We start from the raw sequence: 13771 nt of genomic DNA, 5'->3' as shown, positions 1-13771 counted from the left end.
TTACATTATGGGACTGCTCCTCTAGGCTTCATTCTCACTTAAAGATTTTGTGGTAGTAATAATATCCAACCCCATGCGGCATGTATGGATAACATGGTCCCAACTCAGAGAATCCATATAAAAGAGAATTAAAATTAGATACTAAAACACTAACTACAATAAGTGCCATCAATATTTTCTTAAGATATGGAACGTCACTCTTATACCTAACAATATAAATAAGCCCCAACGCTCCCAATAGAATAATGTCCGGATAAAACTCCGCCCGATACCGGTAATTCATACTAATCGCTATCATCATCAAAAAAGCAGGGATACCTAATGATATAATGACTGCTCCAACCAACAATCGATGAAAAGGGAATATATCCTTCCTCCTATTAAATAAAAGAGTCCATAGGAAAATGCCCCCACAGAGCATCATGAACCCATCTGTCAAAAAGAAACTACTTGCAGGCAACTCATTCGCATCAATCAATTTGGTAAAATCTTGTTGAAGCAAAAATGTCCCATCATGTTTTTGGAAAATCCAAATGGGAAAGAAGAAATATACAAGCCCTAAATAGAATCTATGAATATTAAACAAACCGTATAAGTTCGTTCTTAGAATACGATCAGGATACTCGATATTATATAAATATAAGCTATAATTTGCAAAAGTTAACGGATTACCCCATCTCTCATAATTTACATATGCTGTAATGAGCAGCCCCAACCCTGATACAATAACAGGCCCTATAAGTGATTTTACACACTCCATTAAGGCGTGCTTATCTGAAACTACATAAGCTTTATAAGAAAAATATACGAAAAAACAAAATAATGCCGCATATAACCCAATCCCCATAGAAACACGCGTCAACAAGGCACAACTAGCGGCAATCGCCATAGAAAGCCCAGCCTTTCGCCAATATGTTTCATCAAATATTGTACGTATAGCAGAATATACAAACCATGCTGCGAAGGCCAACGCCCAAAAACAAACCTCTTGATATAAATTATGTTCAAAAAAACAAACCTGCTGGCCAGAAAAGGCAAGCACAACAGCCAAACTTACAGAAGCCCATTTTGTCTCCTGAAAAAAACGCCGCGAAAGAAAATCCCAAATTTTGTAATGAAAGAACAATATAACCAGAAGAGCAATAATAGACGAAAAACGCGTTACATCCAGATGAAGTCCATTAGGAAGCAGTAAAATGGGTAATCTTAAAAGCGCAGGGAAAATACCCCAATAAGCGTATACCTTCCCGTCTCGTAAAAATCCCTCTTGTCCTACACTCCATGGTGCAACATCAAACTGCCCATGCAGCATATGTTCCATCATACTATTAAACGTTAATCTAAGACCATCATCTTTATACCCCACTGGCAAATGTGACCAACTCAGAACACCCATAATGCTCCAAAGAGCAGAAAAAATCCAAATGAGCGATACCATATTCCTCGTTTTCATCATTTTCATTACCTCTTTATTTCAGACTTTATCCAAGAAACGTATCGGATATGAAAGATAAGATAAATATTTTTGCTCTTTTCGGGCAATTGCTACCGTATCTAATATTAAACCACACACAAAACTCAAAAAGGATAATATTATAAACGAAACCGCCAATATTGCAGTTGGAAGCCTTGGAACTGTCCCCTTCTCCAAATAAAAGGACACTATAGACCAACCTAAAGCAATACCAGTTACAAAAAGAAAGAATGCAATAACTGAGAAAAGGAAAAAGGGCTTTTCAAGCCTTACAATATTAGCAATTGCTCCCAATATTCTTATACCATCTTGATATGTCTTTAATTTTGACATACTCCCTTGAGGCCTCTCTACATACTTTGTTTCTACCTCCCCTATAGGTAAACAAAGCTCTAACGCATGAATTGTAAACTCCGTTTCAATCTCGAATCCCCTCGATAAAGAAGGAAATGACTTAACAAAACGTCTCGAAAAAACACGATACCCTGACAACATATCCGTAAGGCGCCGTCCAAATATCAACGTCACTAACCCCGTTAACAATTTGTTGCCCAGAACATGACCTCGCCGATAAGCAGCCTTTTGCGTTGTCACACGTGCCCCATTTACCATGTCCAGCCCCTGCTCATACGCCATCTTTAAAAGCTTAGGAGCCGCCTCAACCTCGTAAGTTGCATCACCATCAACAAGTATATAAAAATCCGCCTCTATGTCCGAAAACATGCGCCGGACAACATACCCCTTCCCCTGCAAGGCCTCGGTGCGCACAATCGCTCCCGCATCCCGGGCAACCTCTATAGTGTTATCGGTAGAATTATTATCATAAACATAAATCGGAACATCACCCATAATATCCCGAAATGAACGAACAACCCGCCCTATAGCCATTTCTTCATTATAACACGGTATTAGAATAGCAATTTTCACGTCATCCCAGCTCTTCATATATCACCCTCTACAAACATCTCTCACAAGCAGAAATTATAATTATCATATAAGTATTAAACAACCACTACCTTCATGAAAATACTAACCTCATAAAAACAATATACCATAACCTTATCCTCCATGGTCCAAAACTTTAACCCGATACATCCTTATCCCATTAATCGGCTTTTGTTTTGCCCTGTAATTAAGAATATGAAATTGACAATCCAAATTATTTTGACCTGGCTCAATGGGAAGCTCTAAATAATAAATAGATTCATGTGATGGCACCACCCACTGCGCTACTACCTTACCTCTATAAAGAACATCTACAGGTAATTGATCCATTTTATTTGAAGAAAGATGCACCCACATTCTCACTAGAGTGGAAGACCTATCTAAAACCGGCACATAGACAGTTGCATATTCCTCCGTAGTCACCACTCCATGCTTGGCCCACTCCCAACCATCAACCGAAATAAGGTTATTACCATTCAGCTCTATTTCTGGATAAAAATCTTTCCACGACAACACCGAATCATAAGATATACTCAGAGGTTTCTTCCAATTTTCAACATTAATATCATATGGCAGATTCATTTTGTTCCCTGCATATACAAAAAATGTAACCTGATGTTTTTGCTTTATGTAGAGTGGTGAACCAAACTGATTCAGAACAGCTTCTCTACATGATGGATATGGAGGACAGACTCTATCATCACCTAGGTTAGTCAGAACAAAAACCCACTTCTGTGAAGACGGCACGTGATACCAATTTGGAGACGTCCAAATCGTCGGTAAGAATCCATGATAATCCATCGTATAAAGAAGAGGACGCACAACTTTCTCATAATGACTTTTCCATGTGATAGTATGCGCTTCCAACCCCCAATAGTCTCCGTAAGCATACTGAATCTGTTCATTATTTAAAAATGAAATCACTTCATTCTCTACATCAAAGGATGATAAAAGAGCAGGCCCCTTCCAAACGCTTTTATTGCTCAAAATACTAGCTGATAGAAATAAAAAACCCAAAGCATAAAACTTCTTACGGATACTCGGATCCATTGACTTCCACGGCAACAAGCATACACATATAATCAAAGCATAGTATATATTGACAATGTATCTTGCCAGACGGATGTTATTAACACCTTTAAACACAACGGAGGCTGAAAAAATGCCTAAAATTGACAAAATAAACAACATAAAAGTAAATAAATTCTCTCTTTCAGGAAAAAGATACTTTCTTTTTATCGACTTTATGAGTGTATAGATTATGAAAAAGAAAATTAAAAAGTTTACAACCATCGCTATATAATACAACAAAGCATTTCTTTTTTCTTCACTCAACAACACACCGTAAAAATTATTAAAATTAAGAAGCGGAATAAAGTTAAAATAATAAGACACAGAAGCTGAGGTAAAAATAATAGACTTCCACGAAAGATTAACACTTGTAAAACCTTTTTTGTATATTGCACTTATAGGGAACAATCCCAAACAATGCGTTTCAGAAAAAATAATTACAAAAAGTCCTATAAAAAACCATACTGTATAGAACAACCTTTTCCGACCAGATTCTAAAAAGAACATTATAAATGACGAAATGATTATTGGAAGAACAAATACTGGCAACATCCACGGATCAGAAAAAGATGAAAGAGAGAAAACAACTCCAGAAAGAATAAGAAAAAAAATATTTTGTTTTCTAATCGAAAGCAAGCACAATAAAACTCCAAACAATCCCCAAAGCATCGAAGCATTGTGTGCTACTGAGTATAACAAGAACCCACCACGCCCTAACGCAATTTGTGGTGCAGCTAATATTAAAGCCCCACACCAAAGTCCTTGATTTAGACTAGAAAGCTTAAAAACCAAAAGTCCGGCAAAAAAAGCCGTAAGACAAAAAACAACAGCACCCAACACAAGGAGAAGCGTTGATTGTTCACCAAAAAAATGAAATACAATTCCATACGGAATAATAATCGAAAAAAACCAATTATCTATTGGAAAATGAAATGTTTTAAGGGCACTCCATCCCTCCGTTAGAAAGTATCTAATCATGACAGGAAAAACAGCTATATCGCTATCAACTTTCCAAAGAGAGAAGACCTCCCTATACGCAACAAATACTCCATAAATTATTAAAATAATAGGTAATATACTGCTTTTTTTTACCTTTTCCATAACTCATTACCTTATTCTTAGAGAGAGCGAGGCTTTTGTAATACATTTTAATCTCTGTGTCTATAAGATACATATTTCTCTTGAAAAAAGATGATCCCCTTTCTAAAAGCAACCAAGAGCGTTCCTCTCTGGAGTGTGATACCCAAATGATTTCTCGCGTCATTTCAGTAATAATCCCATGCCACAATGAGGAAAAAAATATTATTAAGTCTTTACACGCCCTAAACAACATCCTTGACAATATTCCCCATATCACATGGGAAGTTCTTTTAATTGATGATGGAAGCTCAGACAAAACTGTTGAAATTGCTACCAGTTTACAAGAACAAGATAATCGACTTAAAATCATTGAGTTCTCCAGAAATTTTGGTAAAGAAGCTGCTATGACCGCCGGCCTTGATGAAGCCACAGGAGACGCTGCTATCATTATTGACGCAGACTTACAGGACAACCCCTCTCTTATCCCTCAAATGGTGAAAAAATGGGAGGCGGGGGCAGAGGTCGTTTTAGCAAAACGTTCCGACCGGACGACAGACCATGTTCTCAAACGTTTCACCGCAAGCCTATTCTACCGGACTCATAATGCGCTTTCTCCTTTGAAAATACCAGAAAATGTTGGTGACTTTCGCCTTATAGACCGCTGTGTCATTGATGCACTGAAACTTTTACCAGAACGCCAACGCTTCATGAAGGGTCTTTTTGCTTACGTTGGCTTTAAGACAGAGACACTTACCTATAAAAGGCAAGCACGAGAAACAGGAGAGAGCAAATTCACTCCATTTTCCTTATGGAACCTTGCATTAGAAGGCTTCACGAGCTTTTCTACCATTCCACTCCGAATATGGACCTATCTCGGCACTATAGGTGCTATTTTATCTATCATTTATGGTTTTTTTGTTGTTTTCCATAAATTACTTTATGGAAATGGAACACAAGGGTATACATCCATCTTCTTCGCTATTCTTTTCTTTGGAAGCATTCAAATGACAACCGTTGGAATACTTGGAGAATATATTGGAAGAATTTACATGGAAACTAAACAACGTCCTGTATATATCATCCGTAAACGCCATTAGGTTTATACTACACCACCAAACCATAAGGAATAACTATTGTCTTGACGGTAATTTTCTAAGCAGCTAGATTAGCTTTTCATATTTAAACAAGGATAGCAACCATGTTTTCTTCCCTCCAAGATAATAAAATATTTATTCAGAGATTTTTAACGTTTTTTGTGATTTTTTTTATTTTTGTATACTCTATTCTGCATGGAAATATTTTTTACTTTGACGATATACCCCGAGAAATCAGGCACAAAATCTATTTCATCCATGATGGTAGAATACTATCTGAATTATTATATATCCTCCTCGATGCCTCTCAATCTATTTATGATATATCTCCCTTAACGCAACTATTGTCTATATTAATACTATCTTTTAGTTTAACTATCCTCTCCGCAAAATGGAAAATGAACACTATATCAGCAATTTTATCCCTTTCTTTTATTGTATGCTCACCATATTTTTTGCAGAACTTATCCTATCGATTTGATAGTCTTACTATGGGGTCTGCACTATCATGTGCTATACTGAGTATAGCCGTTAAAGATGAGAATTGGTCAGCTAAAACGACCCTTTATAAAATATTCTGGAGCTTATGCGCACTTAATTTCTATCAATCTTCTGCCAATGTTATTTTGAGTCTTATTGCCTTTTCCTCTCTTATAAAATTATATAACTCATCACCTAGAATAACTTTTTCATATTTCAATCGTAATATGATATTTATTATTTCTTCTTTACTGCTTTATAAAATTGAATCAAAGATAATTCACTTGCAGATATATGCTCAGGAGCATGCACGTACGATATTTAAACCTCTTTATATAATAAAAAACCTTTTCCATTTATCTGAAAATGCACTTTCTGAATTTGGCATAAAAGGAGGACATCTTGAAGAAATTCTCGGTATAATATTGACCATTAGTTTTATAAGAATGTTGCATATTTTTTATAAAAACCGTGGCACAAACTCTATGATGATGGCGTTTGGTTTTTTGGTATTCGCCTTTTTCTCTTTGACAGGCCCCCTTATTCTTCTATATCACCCCGTATATAGTATGCGCACTTTAATGGCTAATGGGGTTTTATTATCTATCGCTATTTTCTTCAATATAGGTCCACAACCAACCTTATACAAAAATAAAATATCTATAGCTATTGCAACTTATACTCTTTTTATCCCCTTTATATTCTCCTATCTATGGGGGAATGCTCTACATGATATTCAAGAGATGAATATGGACATAGCTTCAAAAATTGTTGAGGATGTATATTCTATTTCTGACGGTCGGCCTGTTATTATACGCAATCTAACGCACCATCAACCACCATTAGGATATAAGACACCACACGATATAGATTACTCATTCAACTCAATGATTCATTTTCAGGACTCTACTGGCATAATTGATACACCTGTTCCACCTATCGCAAAATCTATTCTACACCACCGACGTGCCATTGCCGAAAGAGATTTCTTGTTTAGAGAGTGGGATTTTTCATATTTCTTAATGAAGATGAAAGGACTACAAGATAATGCTGCATTTATACCAGAACTACTTGAAAATAGTGAATTTTCTAAACAAGAAGCCTTAAATATACGTGCCTCTTGCTCTTATGATGCAATTATTAAAAGGCGTTTTTATAATCTATATAAACGCGATAACCATATTGTGGTGGACTTTCACCGTGAATGTCCACACCAACCATGAGACAGGGGGCGGAGCTATATCCGCCCCTGCATCTCCTTACTTTCGTAGGAAGGCGACCGTTTCTACACAGGCAGCGGCGGCTTCGCGGCCTTTATTATGCTCATCGCTGCGGGAGCGTGTAACGGCTTGGTCCTCTGTATAGGTTGTTAGGATACCAAAAGAGACCGGTACATTCGTCTCCAGCTGCGCTTGCATAATGCCAATGGTCGCCCCTAGAGAAATGAACTCAAAATGAGCCGTATCTCCCTTAATGACACAGCCAAGGCAGATGACGCCCTCATAAATGCCTTTACGGGCAAGATGTTGGGCCATAATAGGTAGCTCAAATGCACCGGGAGCCTCGTATATATCAACGCTCTCATCAATGCCACGTTCTTTCAACCACTCTAACGCGCCATCGCGTAACCCACCAGTAACATCAGGATTAAAACGACTTACCAAAAGAGCAAGCTTCGGGGCGGGAGTAAGCTGCAAATTGGCAGGGGCTGTAGCAATATGTTTGCTCATCAAACAATCTCCTATAGAGCGTGACCCATACGGGTCCGTTTTGTCTCAAGATAATGGCGATTAAACGGGTTTGCCGGGATGACGAGGCGTTCTACCCCTTCTACAACCAAGCCAGCCTCTTTTAAGCCGCGCTCTTTCTCCGGGTTATTAGTCAAAAGCCGCAAACGCGTCACCCCTAATGCGGCTAACATTTGGGCGGCCATGTCCCACCGCCGTGCATCCGCAGGGAGGCCAAGGGCTTCATTCGCCGCAATAGTGTCCATCCCTTGCTCCTGCAACTCATAAGCGCGGATTTTGTTCACAAGACCAATACCGCGCCCTTCATGCCCGCGCATATACAGCAAAATACCCGCTTCAGCGATAGAAATGCGCTTGAGGGCTTCTTGCAACTGTTGGCCACAATCGCACCGCAGCGAACCTAACGCATCCCCCGTTACACATTCGGAATGTAAACGCACTAGAGGGGTATGTTGCGTTACATCCCCTTTAACAAGAGCGAGATGCTCCACCCCATCAGCACCACGAAATGCATGAGCGCGCATCCCCTCCCCACCGCACCAAGTCGGTAAATCTGCAACAGCGCAATCAACCGCTTCAGGAGGGAGCTGCTCTACTGAGCCAATCTCTCCAACATCGGCACGACCATGGGCCGCAATCCAACGGCGCATCTCGGCAATGGAGACTAACGGCAAGCCATGGCGATGCGCGTAAAGCCGTAGCTCTGGCAGGCGCATCATCGTGCCATCCTCAGCCATAATCTCACAAATCACCCCAGCAGGACGCAGCCCCGCCAAGCGCATGAGGTCCACAGCCCCCTCTGTATGGCCTTCCCGCGCCATCACACCGTCTGGGTTCGCCCGTAAAGGGAACATATGGCCCGGTGAGATAATATCCTCTGGCCCTGCATCTGGGGCAGAAGCAACCTGAATCGTATGGGCACGCTCAGCAGCGGAAATGCCAGTGGTCACACCATGTGCCGCCTCAATCGACACCGTAAAAGCCGTGCCGCGTGGGTCACGATTTTCTGCCACCATCGGGGGGAGGCCCAACCGCTCAATCTGCTCTGCCTCTAAGGAGAGGCAAATCAACCCACAAGCCTGCCGCGCCATAAAGGTAATGGCCTCTGCTGTGGCAAATTGTGCCGGAAGAATCAAATCGCCCTCATTCTCCCGGTCTTCATCATCCACCATCACGACCATGCGGCCTTCCCGCACCGCCTGAATCGCCGCCCTTAATGTAGGGGACATCTCTGCAAGCTCTGCGCGTGTCACGGCTGGCTCCCTTTATAAAGTAAAGCTTCCTCTGGGCTATGGCGAAGGAGTGTCTCAATATATTTCGCCATCATATCGACCTCCAGATTCACGCGTGCGCCGTTTTTGAGTGTCGAGAGGTCGGTATGAATCCATGTATGAGGGATAATCATCAGGCCGATTTCGAAGCCCTGTTGCCCATCATGCTGAATCGCCTCGTAAATCTCATTCACTGTCAGGCTAATCCCATTGATGGTAATGGAGCCTTTCTCAATGACATAACGGCGTAACGCCGCTGGCATAAAGATGCGTAAATGATGCGAGTCCCCCGCTGCTTCCTTATGGGTTAGAACCCCCACCCCATCAACATGGCCTTGCACAATATGGCCGGAGAGGCGGGTATGTAAGCTCACCGCACGCTCTAGATTCACACGGGCCCCAGCGGTTAACGCACCAAGAGAGGTACGGGCTAATGTCTCCCCACTTAAATGGAAGTCCGCCACACCCTCCGGCGTAAAATGGGTAACGGTTAAGCACACACCATTGGTTGCGATGCTTTCCCCTTCGGTAAGGTCCGTAAAATGCGTAGCGATGCGCATATCCATCGCTTTATCCCGCAAAGAGACGGACTGCACCTCACCTACATGCTCAATAATGCCAGAAAACATCTTTCATCCCCCATAGATACGCAGCAGTTGGATTGGGCTTATCGCCCCATCCTCCCCGTGCCGTAGCGTCATAGTGTAATGATCTGCTTCACCACCGCCCCAATGATGAATGGTCAGCCAATCATCCCATAAACCAGCGGCCTTCACACTCTCCAACAAAGTAGGGCCAGCCTCTATCAAGGCCCAATTCACCCCCATCTCGCCCAATAGAGCGGGCATGGCTGAAAGGTCGCGGCATTGTTCCACATGAAACCCCTCCGCCTCTCGCGCATAAACCCACGCACGAGGAAGGCGGTTGTGCCTATCCAACACAATCAAAGGCCGAGAAGCGCGCGCTTTATGGTCTGCGACATGCCGCACGGTAAAAGAGGGCGTATCGGCTAAGACTGTCCCCACCCCTGTTACAAGTGCATCACAGGCACGACGGAGCTGATGCGCCAACCGCAACGATGCCGGGGAGGTAAAGGTTTTCTGCCCTTTGGGAGGAATCATACTCCCTTGTTCATCCAACGCTTGCTTCACACTCAACCACGGGCGGCCTTGTGTTACGCGCTGGGTAAATGGCGCATTTAATGCCTGACATTCCCGCGCAAATGTGGCTAAAGCAGGTTCCTCTGCTACAAACCGCACCTCTTTGGGTGCAGGCCCAGCCGCTAAATGAGCCGCCCCACCTGCCGCCATTGGGTTAGGATCGCGTGTACCAATCCAAATGGTTTGCACAGGGCTTTGCTTTAATGCCTCGCTACAAGGCGGGGTACGCCCATGATGATTACAGGGCTCCAGCGTTACAAGGGCAATGCGGGCTTGCTCCAGCACCCCACGCATACGCGCTTGCTCTAGTGCCATAATCTCTGCATGAGCTTGGCCTGCTGCGGGATGCGCCCCAACCGCGAGGAGCCGCCCCTCACCATCCAGCAGCGCACAACCAACGGATGGATTAGGAGCTGTTGCTCCCATCGTCTGCACGGCTTCCTTAATAGCCTGCTGAAACCCAGCCCGTACCGCCGTTAGGGACGGGGAGGTCTCACCTATCTGCTGTGCCTTATCCGACACAATAGTCATCATCAGTCCCCAATCATCTCAGGGACGTTCGCGGCGACGTCACGCCTTCTCCCCCCGCCATGATGGGCATAACACCATAGCAGAAGCAGAAAAACGCATTCTCTCTCATCCGGACTATCACCGTCGGCCCCGGAATCACACCGAGTCTGCTTGTCTCCTACCCCGAAGGGTAGGACGCTCGCGGGCTGAGGTAGCCTAGGGCCACCAACACCGCCGGTAGGGAATTACACCCTGCCCCGAGAACGTCTGTCTCTATTATCGCCCTCTATATGGAGGGGTTATACCAAAAGAACAAGGGGCCGCCCTAAGAGCGACCCCCTGCTATCAGCCTGATAAGACTAACCTTTATACAAGGGTGTCGATTAGAACCCACCCTTTAAGGAATGTACAAAGTCCTTACCAGCCTGCACGTTGCTATCGTGCATATCCTTCAGGCTCTGTTTTTGATCATCCCAGCTCTTCTTCTGAGCATCAACCTGGTCCTTAATCTTCTGCTTCTGCTCAGCAGGAGCATTCTTATACTTATCACGCAGGTCTTTGATCTGCTGCTTACGATCATCAATGTTTTTCTGTAACTCAGCTTTTTTATCGGATGCTAAGTTCTTGTACTTATCACGCAAGTTCTGAAGTTTCTCCTGACGCTGCTTAAGGTCAGACTTCATCGCATCAATGCGCCTTTGCAGCTTAGCACGCTCACGAGCAGGAGCCCCAGCGTATTTGTCTTGAAGGGCTTTGATCTTCCCTTCTTCATTCTGGATAGATTTGGAGACGCTATCCAAGCTGCTCTGAACAGAGAGCGGGTCATTCGGATCATAAGCATGAGCCTGCGGAATGAGAGCGAAAGAAGATGCCAGCAGCATCGTGGAAAAAAGAATACGGTTTTTCATGCTAAACTCCTCATGAATACGCAAAGACGTGTCACTGTCCTTACACCACAGAACGGCCTTTAATAAAGTTACAAAAAGGCCATTCACCAAGGCTTGACACGCCTCTTATAACATCCCATTCGCCAAATTATTCAAGCTACCTACAGCAAGCAATGTAACAGAGCTGGCCCCTTTTATGCTAATCAGCCCTTCCTTCTTAAAGGTGCTGAAGGTCCGGCTAACCGTCTCAATAGTCAGACCTAAATAATCGGCAATATCTGTCCGGGACATAGGCAAAGACAAGGTAACAGGGCCATCCTCATTGCACCATACCTTCCCATAGACACAACAAGGGCGGGCCTGCTCCATAAGGAAGGTCGCAAGTCGCTCCCGTGCTGTTTTACGCCCCAACAGCATAAGACGCGACTGCATCTTAACAAGCTCGCTTGAGGCCTCCTTTTGCAACCGCCCACGCAAACGAGGGAAACGCTCTATTAAGCGATCGATAGAAGAATGGGAGAAACGGCATAACACAGCCTCACCAAGAGCCTCAGCGGTGAACTCATATGTCTCGGAGGACGCAAGGCCCAAAAAATTACCTAAATCTGCAAATCCAATAATCTGCCGGCGACCATCCACCATCAAATTAAAAAGCTTTACTCGCCCGCTCGTGAGGACATAAAAATAACGCGCTGGCGTTCCCTCTTCTATAAAACAACGCCCCGGAGGGATAATAACCCTAGAGGATTCAGCAACTAATGCAGGCAGGTCACTATCATTTATAACATTGCATATACTTACAATCCGACCCGGGCAGTTGCTGCAACGCTCCTTTACAGCCTCCATCAAGTCACGCTCCATAGCCAATCCTTTGCCCGCTGATTTTGGCACTCCGTTACGGCATAGGCGATGCAATCTCAAGATGGAAAAGCAACTCTTCCGATAACAGTTATTGGAAAAAGCTATCTCTATTGAAAATTAAAGCTTTAATAGTTTATTCTTTTAAATCTATTACAGTTATAACTTTCCTCTTGCCATAGCAAAAAAAGCGTTTTAGGAGACAGAGAGGAACGATTAACTTTTATCCATCTTCCGTCTTATCGTCTTAAACCATATTGAGGGTCTTATCCAACCATGAGCCGCACCTTCACCCGGATGGCCGCAGCCGCGCTAGTGACATTTGGAGCCACTTCTTTCGGGGTTGCTAAAGCAGCTGCTCCATCTGCTAGAGCTCCTGTAACGACCACCACAACCATGCAAGCGGCTCCGGATGCCTCGATTCATCTTCAGCCGCCGGCAAATGAGCATTGTGGCCTCTTTAAGACATGCGCTAGCACAAAAATCGGCTTTGGGAAGGGCGATTTCGTTGTACGTCTCTCCGCTCTTGGGGTGATTACAAATAATACAGGTTCCCGCGTGCGTCTGGCAGAAGGCTCTCCCGCTGCAACGCTCGCAGGTGGTAATGTGTTCCGTCACAATACATCTGTTACCAATCAGGCTATGCCAGAGCTAACGCTCGAATATTTCCTGACGGATCATTTATCATTAGATCTCATCGCATCTTCCACCCGTCATGAGGCTGCAGCCCATGTAGGTAAGCTCGGCAAGCTGGATGCTGGTAGCTTCTGGATTCTCCCCCCAACGCTGACAGCAGCTTACCATTTCCGCCCACATAAACGCTTTAACCCCTATGCTGGGCTTGGCATCACAGTGGCTATCTTCCACAATATGCACGCCGCTAAAAACCTCAATGGTATTGGCAATGGTGCCGTCTTTGATGCGATGCACATGAAGACCAATGTCGGCCCAAGCTTCAATCTCGGCTTTGATTATCAGCTGGTTGGCAACTGGTTCTTCAACTTCGACATCAAACAAATCCTGCTGCTTAATCAGAGCGTCCATCTCAGCAAGCGCGGCAATCCCATTACAGGTGGGCGCGTCCGTGTTCATGATGACGTAAACCCAACTGTTGTTGGTGCTGGTATCGAATACCGCTTCTAAGGCACTCTATAATAGAGTATCTTCTTAATTAAAACGGGCCGTGGTCATTC

Annotated in this window: 12 protein-coding genes and 1 riboswitch; of the genes, 3 read left to right on the top strand and 9 right to left on the bottom strand. The window is 43.6% G+C overall.

The window, feature by feature from the left end:
* Nucleotides 1–34: 34 nt before the first annotated feature.
* The 3 genes from GM557_RS00645 to GM557_RS00635 all read right to left on the bottom strand — a co-directional run bounded on the left by GM557_RS00645 (nt 35) and on the right by GM557_RS00635 (nt 4591).
* The gene (locus GM557_RS00645; protein WP_196424557.1) at nt 35–1456 is read right to left on the bottom strand and encodes a hypothetical protein; all 1422 of its coding nucleotides are present in this window, start codon (nt 1454–1456) and stop codon (nt 35–37) included.
* 18 nt (nt 1457–1474) lie between these two features.
* Nucleotides 1475–2419, bottom strand: coding sequence for a glycosyltransferase family 2 protein (locus GM557_RS00640; RefSeq protein WP_155572550.1), 945 nt, complete (start codon nt 2417–2419; stop codon nt 1475–1477).
* 114 nt (nt 2420–2533) lie between these two features.
* Nucleotides 2534–4591, bottom strand: coding sequence for a hypothetical protein (locus GM557_RS00635; protein ID WP_155572549.1), 2058 nt, complete (start codon nt 4589–4591; stop codon nt 2534–2536).
* Nucleotides 4592–4671: 80 nt separating this feature from the next.
* On the opposite strand from GM557_RS00635, the gene GM557_RS00630 reads away from it, so the two are divergent.
* Nucleotides 4672–5667 (top strand): glycosyltransferase family 2 protein, encoded by a 996-nt coding sequence (locus GM557_RS00630; RefSeq protein WP_230880554.1) that lies wholly within the window; start codon nt 4672–4674, stop codon nt 5665–5667.
* A gap of 101 nt (nt 5668–5768) precedes the next feature.
* Nucleotides 5769–7367, top strand: a complete 1599-nt coding sequence (locus GM557_RS00625) for a glucosyltransferase domain-containing protein (protein ID WP_155572548.1) — start codon at nt 5769–5771, stop codon at nt 7365–7367.
* Nucleotides 7368–7403: 36 nt separating this feature from the next.
* Here the strand turns inward: GM557_RS00625 and ribH are convergent, their stop codons facing one another.
* The 6 genes from ribH to GM557_RS00595 form a co-directional block, all read right to left on the bottom strand.
* The gene (ribH, locus tag GM557_RS00620; protein WP_155572547.1) at nt 7404–7874 is read right to left on the bottom strand and encodes a 6,7-dimethyl-8-ribityllumazine synthase; all 471 of its coding nucleotides are present in this window, start codon (nt 7872–7874) and stop codon (nt 7404–7406) included.
* An 11-nt stretch (nt 7875–7885) separates the two neighbouring features.
* On the bottom strand, nt 7886–9121 hold the full coding sequence (ribB, locus tag GM557_RS00615) for a 3,4-dihydroxy-2-butanone-4-phosphate synthase (protein WP_155573415.1): 1236 nt from the start codon (nt 9119–9121) through the stop codon (nt 7886–7888).
* Between the two features lie 20 nt (nt 9122–9141).
* On the bottom strand, nt 9142–9792 hold the full coding sequence (locus tag GM557_RS00610; RefSeq protein WP_155572546.1) for a riboflavin synthase: 651 nt from the start codon (nt 9790–9792) through the stop codon (nt 9142–9144).
* 3 nt (nt 9793–9795) lie between these two features.
* Nucleotides 9796–10854, bottom strand: coding sequence for a bifunctional diaminohydroxyphosphoribosylaminopyrimidine deaminase/5-amino-6-(5-phosphoribosylamino)uracil reductase RibD (gene ribD, locus GM557_RS00605; protein ID WP_155573414.1), 1059 nt, complete (start codon nt 10852–10854; stop codon nt 9796–9798).
* A 93-nt stretch (nt 10855–10947) separates the two neighbouring features.
* Nucleotides 10948–11102: riboswitch (FMN riboswitch) on the bottom strand.
* Nucleotides 11103–11216: 114 nt separating this feature from the next.
* Nucleotides 11217–11741 (bottom strand): hypothetical protein, encoded by a 525-nt coding sequence (locus tag GM557_RS00600; RefSeq protein WP_155572545.1) that lies wholly within the window; start codon nt 11739–11741, stop codon nt 11217–11219.
* Nucleotides 11742–11846: 105 nt separating this feature from the next.
* Nucleotides 11847–12581: a Crp/Fnr family transcriptional regulator gene (locus tag GM557_RS00595; RefSeq protein WP_230873353.1), complete on the bottom strand. Its 735-nt coding sequence runs from the start codon at nt 12579–12581 to the stop codon at nt 11847–11849.
* Between the two features lie 273 nt (nt 12582–12854).
* Here GM557_RS00595 and GM557_RS00590 point away from each other — a divergent pair, with 273 nt between their 5' ends.
* Complete coding sequence (locus GM557_RS00590) at nt 12855–13721, top strand: OmpW family protein (protein ID WP_155572544.1); 867 nt, start codon at nt 12855–12857, stop codon at nt 13719–13721.
* Nucleotides 13722–13771: the final 50 nt, after the last annotated feature.

Source organism: Bombella sp. ESL0385 (genome assembly GCF_009725755.1).
GTDB classification, from domain to species: Bacteria; Pseudomonadota; Alphaproteobacteria; order Acetobacterales; family Acetobacteraceae; genus Bombella; species Bombella pollinis.
Note: the sequence above shows the minus strand (reverse complement) of the source record. Positions and strands in the feature narration are given on the sequence as shown.